This window comes from Mesorhizobium sp. C264A (assembly GCF_040324515.1).
In the GTDB taxonomy this organism is placed as follows: domain Bacteria; phylum Pseudomonadota; class Alphaproteobacteria; order Rhizobiales; family Rhizobiaceae; genus Mesorhizobium.
This window is the reverse complement of the sequence record NZ_JAMYVY010000002.1, coordinates 2,016,944-2,033,348: the sequence shown is the minus strand read 5'-3', so window position 1 is coordinate 2,033,348 and position 16,405 is coordinate 2,016,944. Positions and strand designations below refer to the sequence as shown.

Below are 16,405 nucleotides of genomic sequence, written 5' to 3'. Positions count from 1 at the left end.
TCGTCCACGCGGGTCCGCGTGGACGAGGTTCAACTGACAAATCGCTTCAGTTTCCGATCGCTTCCTGAATCGCCTTGTTGCCGCGTGCGACCGCGTTGTCGAGCGCCTGCTGCGCAGTCTGCTGGCCGGCCAGCATCTTCTCGAACTCCTCGTTCTCGATGTCGCGCACCTGCGGCAGGTTGACGAGGCGCACGCCCTTCGAGTTCTCGGTCGGCGCCTTGCCCAGCATCTGCAGGATCGGCGTCTCACGGCCCGGATTCTTGTCATAGAAGCCGGACTTCTTGGTCGCCTCATAGGCAGCGAGCGTCACCGGCAGATAACCCGACTTCTGGTGCAGATACTCCTGCACTTCGGTCTTGGACAGGTAGGAGAAGAACGCCGCGACGCCCTTGTATTCCTCGTCCGATTTGTTGCCGAACACCCACAGGCTGGCGCCGCCCGGCGTGGTGTTCTGGGGCGCGCCCTTGGCGTCACTATCATAGGGAAGCTGGCCGATGCCGTAGTTCATGCCCGACTTGACGATGTCACCGAGACCCCCCGACGATTCGGTGAAGATGCCGCATTCTCCGGCAAGAAAGATCTGCTTGGCTTCGGATGTACGGCCGCCATATTTGAAGGTGCCGTCCTTGGCCAGGTCGGCGAGCGCCTGGAAATGATTGACGAAGATCGGCGCATTGATCTTGAGCTCGACGTCGGTTCCGGCAAGTCCGTTCTGGTTGGTGCCATAGGAAACGTCGTTCCAGGCAGCGAAGGCCTCAAGGTGGATCCAGGTCAACCACGTCGAGGTATAGCCGCAGGAAGCGGCGCCGCTCGCTTTGATCTTCTTGGCGGCTTCCCACACCTCGTTCCAGGTCTTTGGCGGATTGTTCACATCAAGCCCGGCCTTCTGGAAGATATCCTTGTTATAGTAGAGGATGGGCGACGAGGAATTATAGGGGAAGGACAGCATGGTCCCGTCCGGCTTCGAATAGTAGCCGACGATGCCGGGCAAATACTGGCTCTTGTCGAAGGTCACGCCGGCGCTGGTCAGCACATCGGCCACCGGCTTGATCGCACCTTCGGCGGCCATCATGACGCCGGTACCCACGTCGAACACCTGGATGATGTCGGGCGCTTGCCCCGCACGAAAGGCAGCGATGCCGGCATTCAGCGTTTCGGGATAGGTGCCCTTGAAAACAGGGAGAATTTCATAGTCGCTCTGGCTGGCATTGAAATCCTTGGCGATCTTGTCGACCACCTCGGCATTGGCGCCGGTCATTGCATGCCACCAACTGATCTGGGTGGCGGCGAAGGCGGAGGTGGTGGAAAGCAGGGTCAAGGTGGCGGCAACACCGGCCGCAAAGCCGAACAACTTCATGTTTCATCTCCCGTTTGTCATTGGCGAAAGGGGCGCTCCCGCGAACGCAATATGTGTCTCTGATGACAATCGGACAACGGATTTGTTGCTGTTTCGTGAATTTCATACCCGGCTAACTTCGCGCCCCCTCGCCTTGCAACGAGGACCGAGAGAAATGCCAAGCCGGCTCAGCGATAGAATGGGGCATGGTGGGCCTGCAAGGATCGCCGACCGCCCAGCGATGCGTGAAGGGCCCGCGTGACAGCGCCACGCACCTGCACCGTGCGGCCGCCAAACCGGCGCTCGGCCAGATCGAGATCGGCCGAGCGGCATCGCGCCAGGCGCTGCTGTAACCGTGCGTCTGGAATGAGACAGGATCGCCGCAACGTACAACCCGAAAAACCCGCTGTAGTTGTAGTTCGCATAACCGATTCTTCGTCAAGCGTGGCATACTAATCAAGTGGACGGCTTGATTGCTGTGGGAGAGCAGGTGGGGCGAGATGCTGACGGTCTATAATTGTATCGTGCATGAGCACGATCTGAGACTGGTCGCACTGGCAGCGCTCATTTGCGGTATTTCTTCCTTCTCGGCGGTCAACCTGCTTCGCCATGTCGACCGCTCGAGCGAGCGCAACCGCTATACCTGGCTGATGATAGCAGCCACTTCCACCGGCTTCGGTATCTGGGCGACGCACTTCATCGCAATGCTTGCCTTTTCTCCCGGAATCCCCAACGCCTACAATACGGAAATGTCGGCGCTTTCGCTCGCCGGTTCCGTCGCCCTGACCGCTGCGGGCATGTGGATCGCCACCTTGCGCCGGGGCATCGACTACCCTCTGGTCGGCGGCGCGGTCCTCGGCGCTGGTATCGCCGCCATGCACTATATCGGCATGGCCGCCTTCGAGGTCGAAGGGCGCATCGTCTGGAACCCGCTGCTGGTCGGCGTCTCGGTGCTGACAGGCGTCACCCTCGCCGCGCTGGCGCTGCTGGTGGTGTTGCGACGGCCGTCCATGCAGGCCACAATCGCCGCCGCCATCCTGTTGACGCTGGCGATCTGCAGCCTGCACTTCATCGCCATGGGCGCGGTGTCGATCTTCCCGGACTCCTCCATCGAGATATCGCAGTTCACGGTCGAACCGGTGTCGCAGGCCTTCGCCGCCGCTGCAGTCAGCCTGGCTATCCTGGTGCTTTCAGCCGCAGCATTGTGGATCGACCTTCGCTTCCGGCGTCACAAGCTCGAGGCCGAGCGCATGCACGGCCTCGCCAACGCCGCCGTCGAGGGGCTGATCGTCTGCGATGGCGCCCGCATCGTCAGCGCCAATGACAGCATCGCGGCACTCACCGGCATTGCGCCGGAAGTGCTGAACGCCATGCTGCTTGGCGATCTCTTCGGCGAACGCACCGCGGCCGGCATGTCCGACTGCAGCGGACAGGCACAGGAAGCCGAACTCAGAGCCCATGACGGCGCCACCATCCCCGTCGAACTTATCGCCAGAAGCATCGACTATTGCGGCAAGCGGCACAGCGTTGTCGCCGTGCGCGACATCCGCGAACGCCGGAAGGCCGAGCAGGAGATCCTGCGCCTCGCCCATTTCGACCCGCTGACCGAGCTCCCCAACCGCCGCAGTTTCTCCGGCCGGCTCGAGGCCGAAATTGCCGCAATGGACCGCGGCGGCAAGGGTGGGCATCTTGCGCTGCTGCTGCTCGACCTCGACCGCTTCAAGGAAGTGAACGACCTGTTCGGGCATGGCGCCGGCGATGCCATGCTGCAGAAGGTGGCGCTATGCGCCTCCGCCGTGCTCCGCCACGGACAGATGCTGGCGCGTCTCGGCGGCGACGAGTTCGCCATCATCGCTCCGAACCTTCCCGATCCGCAGGCGGCCGGCCGCATCGCCGAGGCGGTGCTGGCGGCCATGCGCGAGGAAAACCGGCTGTCGGTCGGTGGCGGGCTGGTGTCGGCCAGCATCGGCATTGCACTTTATCCGCTCGACGCCGATGAGCCGACACTCCTGGTCAGCCACGCCGACACCGCGCTCTACCGCGCCAAGGCCGAGGGCAAGGACACTTACCGTTACTTCGAGGCCTCGATGGGCGCCGAGGCGCGAGACCGGCGCGTGATGGAGCACGAACTGCGCCAGGCCATGGCGCGCGATGAGTTTCGCCTCGTCTACCAGCCACAAAAGGAGATCAGCAGCGGGCGGATGGTCGGGTTCGAAGCGCTGATCCGCTGGCGCCATCCGCAGCGCGGCGACGTGTCGCCGGCGACCTTCATCCCGGTGGCCGAAGACAGCGGCGTCATCATCCAGATCGGCGAATGGGTGCTGGCGACGGCCTGCGCCGAGGCAGCGCGCTGGAAGAACCCTCTCACCGTCGCGGTCAATGTCTCGGCGGTGCAGCTCCACAATCCGAATTTCAGCCGCAAGGTGCATGAAGTCCTGCTCGGCTCCGGCCTGACGCCCGGCAGGCTCGAACTCGAGATCACCGAAACGGCGCTGGTCAAGGACATGCCGCGCGCGCTGGCGACCTTGCGCCAGGTGAAGGCGCTTGGCGTGCGTGTGGCGATGGACGATTTCGGCACCGGCTACTCCTCGCTGTCCAATCTCCGCGCCTTCCCCTTCGACAAGATCAAGATCGACGGCTCATTCATCAAATCAGTCGACAGCAACGGCCAGGTGGCAGCCATCGTGCGCGCCGTTCTGGGGCTTGGCCGCGGTCTCGGCCTGCCGGTTCTGGCCGAGGGCGTCGAGACGCTGGGCGAGCTGAAATTCCTCGACGCCGAGGCCTGCGAGATCGGCCAGGGCTACTATCTAGGCCGGCCCAGCCCGATCGAGGCGTTCAGCGAACTGACCGGCGTAGCGGCACCGGCGGCACAAGACGACGCCGGCGTCAAACAACGCGGCGGCAGCATCTTGATGCTGCCGCCGGCGGCGGCCCTGCGCTCAGCCTAGAGCAATTAGTGTGAAACGGTTTTCCGTCCGAAATTGCGTCGAAACAAAAAAGTTAGCGCGGGTAGCCGTTTCGACGAAACGGTGAACCGCTCTAAGGGGCGAGTGCGGCCTCGACCAGGCGCTTGGCATCCGGTCCCGACCATTCGGCCGGTCCGTTCATATGCGCGACCAGGCAGCCTTCGCCATCGATCAGCATGGTGACGGGGAGGCCTAGCGCCAAGCCGCGCGTCTTGACGTCGTTGAACAGCGCCAGCGTCGAATCGCGGTAGTAGCCGAGCGACCCGATGCCGATATCGGCGAGGAACTTCTTGGGCTTCACATCGTCGCCGGCATCGACATTGACCGCGACCACTTCGAAGGCATCGCTGCCCTTTTCCTTCTGCAAGGCGTCGAGCGCCGGCATTTCCGCACGGCAGGGCGCGCACCACGTCGCCCACAGGTTGAGCAGCACGGTCTTGCCGGCATGATCGGCGATCGTCATCGGCTTGCCGTCGGGACCGTTGAAGGCGAGACTTTTCAGCGATTGCGGCGGATCGGCGGGCAGCAATGCCGCCACCTGGCCGGTGGCCGCGGCGGCAACCTTTTTGGCGCGGTCGCTCTTGGCGGCGCAGGCGACGTCGTCCTTGCTGTTGCCCGCGCCGGCCGCAGGTGCGCTGCCGGTGGCTGCGTTGTTGCCAGACCCGCTCTCGCTGACATATACCGCGACCGCGCCGGCCAGCACGCCCGCCAGCAAAGCGGCGAGGATCAGGCGCGGGGCCGGGAAGTATCTGTTACCGTCTGCCATTTTCTAAGACTGCTCCGGAGCACGGGTTATAGCGATGAGCGACAAGAAGGCCAGCAACCAGATGTGGGGCGGACGTTTTGCCTCGGGTCCGGCCGCGATCATGGAAGCGATCAACGCGTCGATTTCGTTCGACCGCAAACTCTATGCCCAAGACATAAGAGGTTCGATCGCCCACAGCGAGATGTTGGCTGAAACGGGCATTATTTCGGCGGCCGATCAAGAAAAAATCGCTCACGGGCTGAACACGATCCTGAAAGAGATCGAGGCCGGCACGTTCGAGTTCTCGACCCGGCTGGAAGACATTCACATGAACATCGAGGCCCGCCTTGCCGACCTGATCGGCCCGGCCGCCGGCCGCCTGCACACCGCCCGCTCGCGCAATGACCAGGTGGCGGTGGATCTCCGGCTCTGGGTCAAGGACGAGTGCTTTCGCGTCGCCGAGGCGCTGAAGGGGCTGATCTCAGCCTTGCTCGATCGCGCCGAGGAGCATGCGGCGACCGTGATGCCCGGCTTCACCCACATGCAGGCGGCGCAGCCGGTGACCTTCGGCCACCATTGCATGGCCTATGTCGAGATGTTTTCGCGCGACCTGTCGCGCGTCCGCGACGCCATCGAGCGGATGGATGAAAGCCCGCTCGGCGCGGCAGCGCTTGCCGGCACCAGTTTTCCGATCGATCGCCACAAGACCGCCAAGGCGCTCGGCTTCCGCGAGCCGATGCGCAATTCGTTGGACAGCGTCTCCGACCGCGATTTCGCGCTGGAGTTTTTGAGCCTGGTGGCGATCTCCGCCACGCATCTGTCGCGGCTCGCCGAAGAAATCATCATCTGGTCGACGCCGCAATTCGGCTTTGTCAGACTGTCGGACAGTTTCTCCACCGGCTCCTCAATCATGCCGCAGAAGAAGAACCCGGACGCCGCCGAACTGGTGCGCGGCAAGACCGGCCGCGTCACCGGCCATCTCGTCGGGCTGCTGACGGTGATGAAGGGCATGCCGCTGACCTATGGCAAGGACATGCAGGAAGACAAGGAATCGGTCTTCGACGCCGCCGAGACGCTCGATCTGATGCTGGCGGCGATGACCGGCATGGTGCGCGACATGACGGTCAATGCCGCCGCCATGAAGAAGGCCGCCAGCTCGGGCCACGCGACCGCGACCGACCTCGCCGACTGGCTGGTGCGAACGCTGGGCCTGCCCTTCCGTGAGGCACACCATGTCACCGGCGGCGCAGTGGCGTTGGCCGAAGAGAAGAAGGTGAGCCTTGAAAAGCTGTCGCTGGAGGATCTGCAGTCGATCAACCCCGGCATGACGGCAGACATCTTCTCGGTTCTGGCGGTGCAGAATTCGGTGAAGAGCCGCACCAGTTTCGGCGGCACGGCGCCGTCGGAGGTCAGGAAGCAGATCCGCAGCTGGAAAAAGCGCATCGCCAAGGCATGATGCCGGGGTGCAATGCGCCTAAAACTCGGTTAAAAGCGCAGCACATAAAGTTTCGGACGGATGGATCGATGACCGCAAGCAGGATTTTGGTGACGCTGACGCTGCTGACGGCGATGGCTGCCGTGACCGCTTGCGGCCGTAAGGCTGGTCTCGACACGCCCTATGAAGCGGCCGTCCAGGCCCGCAAGGACGCCGAGCGCGCCAAACAGCCGGTGCCGCCGGAGCCGGAAAAACCGGTCGTGGACAAGAAATTCATCCTCGACCCGCTGATCTAGGGCCGATGAGACCGGCTTGGTCTTTCTGACCAGGTCTCGTGCTAACCAGGTCTCGTGCTCCAACTTCCGGAAACACTCTCGTGAACCATTTCGACTACCGCGACGGCGTGCTCCATGCCGAGGACGTGCCGATACCAGACATCGCCGCAAGCGTCGGCACGCCGTTCTATTGTTATTCGACGGCAACCTTGACCAGACACTACCGGGTGTTCGCCGGGGCTTTTGCCGGTCTCGACACGCTGGTCTGTTACGCCTTGAAGGCGAATTCCAACCAGGCGGTGCTGCGGACGCTGGCAAAGCTCGGCGCCGGCGCCGATACCGTCTCGGAAGGCGAAATGCGCCGCGCGCTCGCCGCCGGCATCCCGGCCAGCAAGATCGTATTCTCGGGCGTCGGCAAGACCGCGCGCGAAATGGATTTTGCGCTCGAGGCCGGCATTCTCTGCTTCAATGTCGAATCCGAGCCGGAGCTGGAGTTGCTGTCGGCCCGCGCCACCGCGCTCGGCAAGGTGGCGCCGGTCTCGCTGCGCATCAACCCGGATGTCGACGCCAGGACGCACAGGAAGATCTCCACCGGCAAGGCCGAGAACAAGTTCGGCATTCCATGGCAAAGGGCGCGCCAGGTCTATGCCCGCGCGGCCAGTTTGCCGGGCACCAAGCCCATCGGCATCGATACCCACATCGGCAGCCAGATCACCGAGTTGCAGCCCTTTGACGATGCTTTCGCGCTTCTGGCGGAACTGGTCGGCGCGCTGCGCGCCGATGGCCACGCCGTCGAGCATGTCGATCTCGGCGGCGGCCTCGGCATCCCCTACCGCACCGACAACAGCCCGCCGCCTTTGCCCGATGCCTATGCCGAGATCGTCAGGAAGCATCTGACAAAGCTTGGAGTGAAGGTGATGTTCGAGCCGGGCCGGCTGATCGTCGGCAATGCCGGCATTCTGGTCTCGGAAGTGATCTTCGTGAAGGAAGGCGACGCCAAGAACTTCCTCGTCGTCGACGCCGCCATGAACGATCTGATCCGGCCGACGCTCTACGATGCCTTCCACGACATCAAGCCGGTGGTGCAGCCGCCGGCCGACACGCCGCGCATGGCGGTCGACGTCGTCGGCCCGGTCTGCGAGACAGGCGACTATCTCGGCCTCGACCGTGACCTGCCCCGGCTCAAGTCTGGCGACCTAATTGCCGTCACCACCGCCGGCGCCTATGGCGCGGTGCAATCCGGCACCTACAACACCCGCCTACTTGTGCCTGAGGTTCTGGTCGACGGCGACCGTTTCCACGTCGTGCGCCGGCGCCAGACCTATGACGAGCTGATCGGCCTGGATTCGGTGCCCGACTGGCTTGCATAGGAGCCGGCACGGCGGCTGCGCTACAGCCGGTTTTGGATGAGCATCCTTGTGTCGGCGATCCTGTCCTCGTCGCGGCGGTAGAACGTCCATTGCTTGATTCGCTTGGGGCGCAGCAGGCCGGCCTGGGTAAGCACGCGCATATGTTCGGAGAGCGTCGCCTGAGTAATGCCGAGCTTCTCCGCGATCAGCAGCGCGCAAACGCCGTCCTCGACCAGATCGCCATCTGCCTGGGCCGGGAAATGCGCCTGCGGATCCTTCAGCCAGTCGAGGATCTGCAGCCTGCGTTCGTTGGCCATCGCCTTGAAGACATCAACCTCTTGCATTTAGCCATTTTGCCAAGTTACTAATTGCTGTCAATCCCAAGGAGATGGTCATGACGAACGGCAACACCGTCACGCGCGAACGCATCGCCGCGATGGAACCGCGCATCCGCCGCTATATCAGGCACACGCCGGTGCTGCGCGTCGACATGGCCGATTTCGACCGGCCGCCGCTGGCGGTCGACCTCAAGCTCGAATGCCTGCAGCATTCCGGTTCGTTCAAAGCGCGCGGCGCCTTCACCAATCTGCTCGAACGGCCGGTGCCTGCGGCCGGCGTGGTTGCGGCTTCGGGCGGCAATCATGGCGCCGCGGTCGCCTATGCCGCCATGCGGCTTGGCCACAAGGCGACGATCTTCGTTCCCGAAGTCAGCCCGGCGGCCAAGCTGCAGCGCATCCGCGGCTACGGCGCCGAACTGATCGTCGGCGGCGCCCGCTATGCCGAGGCGCTGACCGCCAGCGAGGCTTTTGCTGAAAAGACCGGCGCGCTGCAGATCCATGCCTTCAACCAGGAGGAAACATTGGTCGGCCAAGGCACGCTCGGCCTCGAAATCGAAAACGATCTGCCCGACATCGACACGCTGCTGGTCGCTGTCGGCGGCGGCGGCCTGATCGGCGGCATCGCCGCCTGGTTTGCCGGCCGCATCAGGATCATCGCCATCGAGCCCGAAGGCGCGCCGACGCTGCATCACGCCTTCGAAGCCGGCCACCCCGTCGATGCGCCGGCCGAAGGCGTCGCCGCCGATTCGCTGGCGCCCAAACGCGTCGGCGAGATGATGTTCCCGATCGCCGAGGCCTTCGTCGAACGCTCCATCCTGGTCACCGACGACGCCATCATCGCCGCGCAAAAGGCGCTGTGGGAGCGGGTGCGGATCATCGCCGAGCCGGGCGGCGCAGCGGCCTTCGCAGCGCTGCTGTCCGGCCGCTACACGCCGGCGCCGGGCGAGCGGATCGCCGTCCTTGTATGCGGCTCGAATACCGATCCGGCGAAATTCTAAACCTTGCTTCGACTGAAGTGGGACGCAACCCCGTCAAAGCTTTTCAAGTTTTCCGGAACCGCCTCGCCTTTGCCGTGTTTGCTGGTAAACTTCTGCTTGTTGAGTCCGGGCTATCCCGCCCGGGTAGGAAGGGCCGATGACGGAACGCACCATTTCCAGTGGCGATCGCAGCCTGGCCGGGCGGCTTGCCCTGAGCCGGCTGGCGACACGGGTCTCGATGACGGTCGAGCGCGGCTGGCCGCTGCTTCTGCCGCTGCTCATCGTCGCCAGCCTGTTTCTCAGCCTCTCCTGGCTCGGCCTTTTCCCCCGGCTGCCTGACATTGCGCGCATTATCCTGGTCACGGCGTTCGGTATTGCCACGCTGGCGGCGCTCTATCCGCTGCGTTTCTTCAAGCTTCCATCCGCCGCTGAAATCGACCGCCGTATCGAGGCCGCCAACCAGTTGCAGCACAGCCCGGTGCTGGTGCAGACCGACCGTCCCAGCGGCAAGGAAAGCATCTTTTCCCAGGCGTTGTGGCGCGAACACCAAAAGCGCATGGCCGACAAGCTCGGCAGCCTTGGCGCCGACCTGCCGCGTACCCGCGTGCCGGAGCGCGATCCGTGGGCATTGCGTGCCGTGGCGGCGCTGCTGTTGGTCACCGCTTTTGCCTTCTCCTTCGGACCGTCCGGCGGCAGGATGTCCGATGGTTTCAGTGCCCATGCGGCGCGCGACATCGTACCGCCGCGCATCGATGCCTGGGTGACCCCGCCGGCCTATACCGGCAAGCCGCCCATCTTCTTGACCGCGCCAGTCATCGATGGCAACGCCAAGCAGGCGGTTGCCACCTTCACCGTGCCGCAAGGCAGCGACGTCTCGCTGCGCGTGACCGGCGGCTCCGGCGAGGAAACGCTAACCTTTGCCGACAAGGGCGGCAATGCTCGCGCCATCGACCCGTCGGGACCACAGGTGGCGGCCGTCAAGGCAGCGGCGGTCAACCCGGCGACCCCCAAGCTGCGCCAGTTCACCGGCAAGCTGACCGCCGACGGCACGCTGACGCTGAAGTCGGGCGAAGCCGATCTCGGTCGCTGGGCCTTCGCGGTGATCCCCGACAAGCCGCCGACGATCCGCTTCGTCGGCGAGCCCAAGCGCGCCGTCAACGGCGCCTTCGAGCTCAACTACCAGATCGACGACGACTATGGCGCGGCCACCGCAAAGGCGGTTTTCGCGCTGGCCGATCCGGCGGCGCCCGATGCGCATCCGCTCTACGGTCCGCCTGACCTGCCGCTGGCGCTGCCGCGCCGCGGCGGCAAGGCGAACGCCGCCAAGACCACCAAGGACCTCACCGAGCACGTCTGGGCCGGCGCCAGCATCAAGCTGTCGCTTGTCGCCACCGACGATGCCGGACACACCGCGACCAGCGAGACCAAGACTATTGTGATGCCGGAGCGGCCCTTCGCCAACCCGCTGGCGCGGGCGGTGGTCGAGCAGCGCCGCCTGCTGGCGCTCGACGCCAATGCCAAGCCGCGCGTGCTCGACCTGATGGACGCCATCACGCTGCGGCCCGAGGACACGTTCGACAACATGTCGCATTACCTCGCCATCATGAGCGCCCGCAGCCGGCTGAAGATGTCGGACAGCGACGATCAGTTGCGCAACGAGGTTGCCTATCTCTGGGAAATCGCGCTCGGCATCGAGGAAGGCAATCTCTCGTCCGCCGAAAAGCGGCTCCGCCAGGCCCAGCAGGCGCTGCAGGACGCCATCAAGCGCGGCGCCAGCGACGAAGAGATCGAAAAGGCGATGAAGGAACTGCGCGAGGCGATGAACGAATTCCTGCAGGAATTCGCCGAGCGCGCCAAGCAGAACCCGAACGCGCCGCAGATGCAGCAGAATGGTCGCGAACTGCGTCAGAGTGATATCGACCGCATGATGGACCAGATCGAGAACCTGGCGAAGTCGGGCGACCGCGACAAGGCGCAGGAGCTGCTGTCGCAGCTGGAAAACATGATGAACAACCTGCAGGCCGGCCGTCAGCAGCAGGGCGGCGAGCAGGACAGCGAGATGCGCCAGCAGATGGACAAGCTGGGCGAGATCATGCGCCGCCAGCAGGAGATGATGAACGACACCTACCGCATGGACCAGATGCAGCGCGGAGATAATCAGCAGCCCGGCGAAGGCAATGGCGACGACCCGGACCAGCCGGGCGTCGGCAAGGATCGCGATCCTCTCGCCCGGCCGAAGTCGATGACACCGCAGGAATTCGCCGATGCGATGAAGCAGTTGCAGGAAGGCCAGGGCCAGTTGCAGAGCGAACTCGACAAGCTGAAGAAGGGCCTGGAAGGCATGGGCATGCAACCCAATGAGGGGTTTGGCGACGCTGGCAAATCCATGGGCAATGCCGAAAAGTCGCTTGGCGAAGGCGAAGGCGACCAGGCAGTCGGCCACCAGGGTCGCGCGCTGGAAGCGCTGCGCAAGGGCGCCAAGGAGATGATGAAGCAGCTGCAGGCGATGCAGGGCGACCAGGGCGGCAGCCAGGAAGGCGGCCGCCAACAGGACGCCGGCCGCGATCCGCTGGGCCGACCGCGCGCCAGCCGCGGACCCGATTTCGGCGATTCGGTGAAGGTGCCCGACGAGATCGACGTGCAGCGCGCCCGCCAGATTCTCGAGGCGATTCGCAAGCGGCTCGGCAACGCGCTCAGCCCCGACATCGAGCGCAGCTACCTCGAGCGGCTGCTGGAGCTGAAGTAGCCTCCAAGGCAACATCCGTCGAACTGAATGGTATCAGCGCCATGCCGAAACTCGGTGCCGTCACGCCCATCCTGCGCATCTTCGACATCGCCAAGGCACGCGAATTCTATGTCGACTTTCTCGGCTTCAAGGTCGAGTTCGAGCACCGCTTCGACGACAATGCGCCGCTCTACATGGGTGTAATCCGCGACGGCTGTGTCCTGCATCTGAGCGAACATCATGGCGACGGCGCGCCGGGTATAGCCATGCGCATCAAGGTCGAGGACATCGCGGCATTGCACCGCGAACTGATCGGCAAGAGATACCGCTACGCCCGGCCGGGCCTCGAAACCACGTCGTGGCAGACCCGTGAAGTGTCGGTCGGCGACCCCTTCGGCAATCGCCTGCATTTCTACGAGGATGCAACAGACTAAGCCGGCCGGTTGACGAACGCCTCGCGGATCGCCTCCTGCATGCCGTCGATAGCTTCGCCTGAGGCATTTGGGCTGCGGTGCATCACCACATTCGAGGAATCGATATGGCCGAACCCGTCAGCGGCGGTGAGTTCACGACAGCCATCCGGAATATTGCTGTGCGAGATCGGCGCGATCGCCAGGCCAGAGGTGACGGCGAGCTTCAGGCCGCCGGTGGTGTCGCTGGTATAGGCGACACGGTAGGCCAGCCCACGCTGCTCAAGCGATTTGATGGCAAAGTCCTTGCACCAGCCGGCCCGGTTGTAGAGCGCGATCGGCACCGGCCGCTCCTCATGCATGTGATGCAGGCTCGATGTCACCCACACGGTCGGATCGTGCATCAGCACCTCGCCGCCGGAAGGATCCTGCCATTCGAACACCACGGCGAGGTCGAGTTCACCGGCCGCCAACGCTGCCAGCTGGGCGCCCGAATGTGCATAGCGCACGGTGACCTCCACCTTGGTGTGACGCTTCGAGAAGGCGCCGAGCGCGCGCGACAGGATGGCGTGACCATATTCCTCGGGAATGCCGATGCGCACAGGCCCGCCAAGCGGTGCCGCCGCCATCGATGCCGCCGTCTCGTCGAGCAGAGAGACGATGCGGCGGGCATTGACGATCAGCTCGCCGCCACGGCGCGTCAGCGCCACGCCGCGCGAGCCGCGTTCGAACAGGCTGTCGCCGACCAGCTCCTCGAGCTTCTTCATCTGCATCGACACCGCCGACTGGGTGCGCCCGGCCTGCTCCGCCGCCCGGGTGAAATTGCCCGCTTCGGCAATGGCGACGAAGGTGCGCAGGAGATCGCTGTCGAGGGTTGGCCGCATCGAATCCGTCATAAGCAAATTTGATCTCTGGTATCATTCCAATTCGTTTGCAACATGTCAAACGCCGCAGCATAGTCCGCTCACCCATTGGATATGCCGCCGCGAAACCGGCTGCGGACCAATCAAAGAGTCCTCACTCATACCCGCTGCCCGAAACGGTGGCGGGTTCTTTTTACCCAGGCCGGGCGCCTGCGGGCAGTTAAGGCAAGGGCCGGCAGAACAACATGCGCAACCGGATCGTTCTCGGCATCATCAGCCTGTGCCTTGGCGTGCTGGTGTTCTCGCTCCAGGACCCGCTGGTCAAGGCGGTGTCGGCCGGCTATCCCGTGACCGAGGTGATGTGGATCCGCTCGATCGTCGCTTTGCCGATCCTGATCGTTCTCGTTCGCGCCGATGTCGGCCTGCGGGCCATCGCCTCGAAGCGGTTCGGCCTGCTGACGATACGCGCCTTCATCCAGTTCTCCTCCTATACGGTCTACTATCTGGCGATCGCTGCCTTGCCGCTCGCCGACGCGGTGGCGCTCTATTTCATGGCGCCCCTGTTCATCATGGCGATAGCCGGGCCCTATCTCGGCGAGCGGGTATCCTGGCAGGCTCTCGCCACCGTGCTGATCGGCATGCTGGGCGTGGTCGTGATGCTGCGCCCGGGCGCCGGCCTGTTCGACTGGGCGGCGCTGCTTTCGTTGGGCTCGGCTTTGCTCTACGGCTTTTCACAGCTGATGGCGCGCAAGATCGGCGACACCGAATCCTCCACCGTCATGGCCTTCTACCAGAACGGCGCCTATCTGGTCGGCGCCGCTGCGGTTGCCGGCACATTCTGGCTTGCCGGCATAACCCATGCTGTCCACCCCAGCCTCGAATTCCTGGTGCGGCCGTGGGTCTGGCCGACGACACCGGATTTCCTCAAGATGGCGGCCTGCGGGTTCGTCGCTTCGGCCGGCATGATCCTGCTGTCACAGGCCTACAGGCTGGCGCCCGCCAACCGCGTCGCCACCTTCGAATACACCGGGATTATCTGGTCGCCGCTGTGGGGCTTCCTGTTCTTCGACGAGGTGCCGCGCTCGACCACCGCCATCGGTGCGGCGCTGATCATCGGCGCCGGTCTGCTGGCGCTCAACACCGAACGGCGCCGGAGCGCTGCGCCTGTCCTCGCCGCGTCTCAGGATGCCGCCTGAAGCGTGTCAGGCGAAGCAGGCGAGCGCCTGGTCGACCCGCGAGCGGATTTCGGCCAGCGTGAAAGGCTTTTGCACGACGTCGATAATGATGCCGTTCAATTCCTCGGCGCGCTCGCGCTGGTCGGCATAGCCGGTCATCAGCAGGATCTTCATGTCAGGGAAAAGCCTGGCTGCGGCGATCGCCATCTCGATGCCGTCCATTTCCGGCATGCGGATATCGGAGACGACGAGGTCGTAGCCGCCGCCTGCAGCACTGACCATCGCCAGCCCCTGCGCGCCGTCGGCGGCGATATCGATCGAGTGCCCGGCGCGTTCGAGCGCGCGGGCGGCGAGGGTGCGGACGGACTCATCGTCCTCGACGATCAGAAGCTTTGCCATGGGCCGGAATTTGGCGGGCAAAAGTTGACTTTTTCTGAAAATTTGCAGCGTCGGGGGCCTTTTCTCAGGCATCGCCTTTGACGACACCGACAAACGGCAGTTCGCGAAAAGCGTGAGCGACGTCCATGCCGTAGCCGACGACGAAGTAATCGGGACAGTCGAAGCCGACATAGTCGGCGTTCAGCTCCGTCTGGCGGCGCATGCGCTTGTCCAACAGCACCGCGATGGCGCAGCTTTTGGCGCCGCGCGACAGCATCAGGTTGCGGGTGAAGGAGAGCGTCTTGCCCGACTCCAGGATATCGTCGATCAGCAGCACGTCGCGGCCGGCGACCTCATTGTCGATGTCGCGCAGCACCCTCACCTCGCCGCTGGTGGTGCCGGCGCCATAGCTGGAAATGAAGATGAACTCGACCTCCGGCGACAGCCCGACATCGTGCATGGCGCGGATCAGATCGGCGGCGAAGATGAACGAGCCCTTCAGCACCGAAATCACCAGCAGGTCGTGATAGTCGTGCTCGGCGATCTCCTTGGCGAGTTCGAGATTGCGCCGCGCGATCGCGGACGCCGAAAACAGGACCTCGATGTCCTTGCCGCGCACAACTGGCATCAACAACCTTTCCAGAGAAACCGACTAGCCGGCGAAGGTGACCGCCACGGCCTTGACGCCGTTTCTAGGCACATCGAGGCGGCTGGAAAAGCCGAATCTTTCGCCGGGCGCCAGAGAACGGTTGGATGTCCCCAGAGTATAGCGGGTGATGCGGCTGTCATTGCCGGTGACACGTATCTCCAGCGGCGGCAATTGTCCCGCCTTCAAACCGTCATTGACGGCCTCGCCGTCCACGAACAGCACCGGGGTGGGTCCTGAGGCGTCGACACGCGACGTGACGCCGGCAATGCTGAGTACGGCGCCCTCCGGCTGTTCGACTGACCAGAACGGCGTCTGGCGCACCAGCGCGTGGCCACCCGAGACCCAGAAGGCGGCAAGGGCCGCACCGATGCCGGCAGTCCAGAAGATCGGCCCGCCACGCGATGCCGGCCGCCCGGCTGACGGATCTGATTTGCGCAGCATCTCCATGCCTTCGATCGACGGCGTCGCGATGTCGCGCGCCGGCGTCGGCATGGCTTCTATCAGTGGGATCGGCTGCGGCAGCACCTCATAATCCGCATCGACGATGTCGGTCGCCACAGGACGCGATTCCGGTGCGACACTTGTCCCGGTCATGATTTCGCCGGAAACCGGGCGCGCGGTTCGTTGCTCAGCCATCATGGCCCCGCTGTTGCCTCTTCGTTTTTTTGCGTAAATGGAAATGGTTAACGCTTCCCCACCGGAACCCTTGTGACGCACTCAAAAACAGCGAAAATTAACCGACGGTTAACCATGGCGGCCGATGGTCGTCGGACAGAAAGGGCTG

15 protein-coding genes are annotated in these 16,405 nt (G+C 64.1%); 8 read left to right on the top strand and 7 right to left on the bottom strand.

Translation table 11 applies throughout. From position 1 onward, the window contains the following. Positions 1 to 46: 46 nt before the first annotated feature. Positions 47 to 1,357: a sn-glycerol-3-phosphate ABC transporter substrate-binding protein UgpB gene (gene ugpB / locus NKL04_RS29015; protein ID WP_023685331.1), complete on the bottom strand. Its 1,311-nt coding sequence runs from the start codon at positions 1,355 to 1,357 to the stop codon at positions 47 to 49. 479 nt (positions 1,358 to 1,836) lie between these two features. Between ugpB and NKL04_RS29010 the strand changes: the two genes are divergently transcribed. Then, the gene (locus NKL04_RS29010) at positions 1,837 to 4,284 is read left to right on the top strand and encodes a bifunctional diguanylate cyclase/phosphodiesterase (RefSeq protein WP_023701406.1); all 2,448 of its coding nucleotides are present in this window, start codon (positions 1,837 to 1,839) and stop codon (positions 4,282 to 4,284) included. Positions 4,285 to 4,375: 91 nt separating this feature from the next. Here the strand turns inward: NKL04_RS29010 and tlpA are convergent, their stop codons facing one another. Continuing rightward, a complete protein-coding gene (tlpA, locus tag NKL04_RS29005; protein ID WP_023701405.1) occupies positions 4,376 to 5,068 on the bottom strand; it encodes a thiol:disulfide interchange protein TlpA in 693 nt (230 codons plus the stop codon). Between the two features lie 34 nt (positions 5,069 to 5,102). Here tlpA and argH point away from each other — a divergent pair, with 34 nt between their 5' ends. From argH to lysA, 3 genes are all read left to right on the top strand, one after another. Continuing rightward, positions 5,103 to 6,503, top strand: a complete 1,401-nt coding sequence (gene argH / locus NKL04_RS29000; protein WP_023701404.1) for an argininosuccinate lyase — start codon at positions 5,103 to 5,105, stop codon at positions 6,501 to 6,503. Positions 6,504 to 6,571: 68 nt separating this feature from the next. Further along, positions 6,572 to 6,778, top strand: coding sequence for a hypothetical protein (locus tag NKL04_RS28995; RefSeq protein ID WP_023673325.1), 207 nt, complete (start codon positions 6,572 to 6,574; stop codon positions 6,776 to 6,778). A gap of 80 nt (positions 6,779 to 6,858) precedes the next feature. Next, positions 6,859 to 8,127: a diaminopimelate decarboxylase gene (gene lysA, locus NKL04_RS28990; RefSeq protein WP_023701403.1), complete on the top strand. Its 1,269-nt coding sequence runs from the start codon at positions 6,859 to 6,861 to the stop codon at positions 8,125 to 8,127. A 20-nt stretch (positions 8,128 to 8,147) separates the two neighbouring features. On the opposite strand, the gene NKL04_RS28985 is transcribed toward lysA, so the two are convergent. Next, positions 8,148 to 8,450: an ArsR/SmtB family transcription factor gene (locus NKL04_RS28985; RefSeq protein WP_352724745.1), complete on the bottom strand. Its 303-nt coding sequence runs from the start codon at positions 8,448 to 8,450 to the stop codon at positions 8,148 to 8,150. A gap of 50 nt (positions 8,451 to 8,500) precedes the next feature. Here NKL04_RS28985 and NKL04_RS28980 point away from each other — a divergent pair, with 50 nt between their 5' ends. The 3 genes from NKL04_RS28980 (at position 8,501) to NKL04_RS28970 (ending at position 12,580) form a co-directional block, all read left to right on the top strand. After that, positions 8,501 to 9,442 carry a threonine/serine dehydratase gene (locus NKL04_RS28980; protein ID WP_023701401.1) on the top strand — a complete coding sequence of 314 codons (942 nt, stop codon included), beginning with the start codon at positions 8,501 to 8,503 and terminating at the stop codon, positions 9,440 to 9,442. A gap of 136 nt (positions 9,443 to 9,578) precedes the next feature. Then, a complete protein-coding gene (locus NKL04_RS28975; protein WP_023701400.1) occupies positions 9,579 to 12,167 on the top strand; it encodes a TIGR02302 family protein in 2,589 nt (862 codons plus the stop codon). A gap of 41 nt (positions 12,168 to 12,208) precedes the next feature. Beyond that, the gene (locus tag NKL04_RS28970; protein ID WP_023685340.1) at positions 12,209 to 12,580 is read left to right on the top strand and encodes a glyoxalase superfamily protein; all 372 of its coding nucleotides are present in this window, start codon (positions 12,209 to 12,211) and stop codon (positions 12,578 to 12,580) included. Here the strand turns inward: NKL04_RS28970 and NKL04_RS28965 are convergent. Continuing rightward, positions 12,577 to 13,440, bottom strand: coding sequence for a LysR family transcriptional regulator (locus NKL04_RS28965; RefSeq protein ID WP_023701399.1), 864 nt, complete (start codon positions 13,438 to 13,440; stop codon positions 12,577 to 12,579). The two genes, NKL04_RS28970 and NKL04_RS28965, sit on opposite strands and share 4 nt — an antisense overlap. A 224-nt stretch (positions 13,441 to 13,664) precedes the next feature. Between NKL04_RS28965 and NKL04_RS28960 the strand changes: the two genes are divergently transcribed. Then, entirely contained in the window at positions 13,665 to 14,615 is a 951-nt protein-coding gene (locus NKL04_RS28960; protein WP_023701398.1) for a DMT family transporter, read from the top strand. Between the two features lie 6 nt (positions 14,616 to 14,621). Here NKL04_RS28960 and NKL04_RS28955 read toward each other — a convergent pair whose 3' ends face one another. The 3 genes from NKL04_RS28955 to NKL04_RS28945 form a co-directional block, all read right to left on the bottom strand. Then, the gene (locus NKL04_RS28955; protein ID WP_023673316.1) at positions 14,622 to 14,993 is read right to left on the bottom strand and encodes a response regulator; all 372 of its coding nucleotides are present in this window, start codon (positions 14,991 to 14,993) and stop codon (positions 14,622 to 14,624) included. Positions 14,994 to 15,057: 64 nt separating this feature from the next. Then, positions 15,058 to 15,600 carry a hypoxanthine phosphoribosyltransferase gene (hpt, locus tag NKL04_RS28950; protein WP_023673315.1) on the bottom strand — a complete coding sequence of 181 codons (543 nt, stop codon included), beginning with the start codon at positions 15,598 to 15,600 and terminating at the stop codon, positions 15,058 to 15,060. 24 nt (positions 15,601 to 15,624) lie between these two features. Beyond that, positions 15,625 to 16,260: a hypothetical protein gene (locus NKL04_RS28945; RefSeq protein ID WP_023701397.1), complete on the bottom strand. Its 636-nt coding sequence runs from the start codon at positions 16,258 to 16,260 to the stop codon at positions 15,625 to 15,627. Positions 16,261 to 16,405 lie beyond the last annotated feature (145 nt).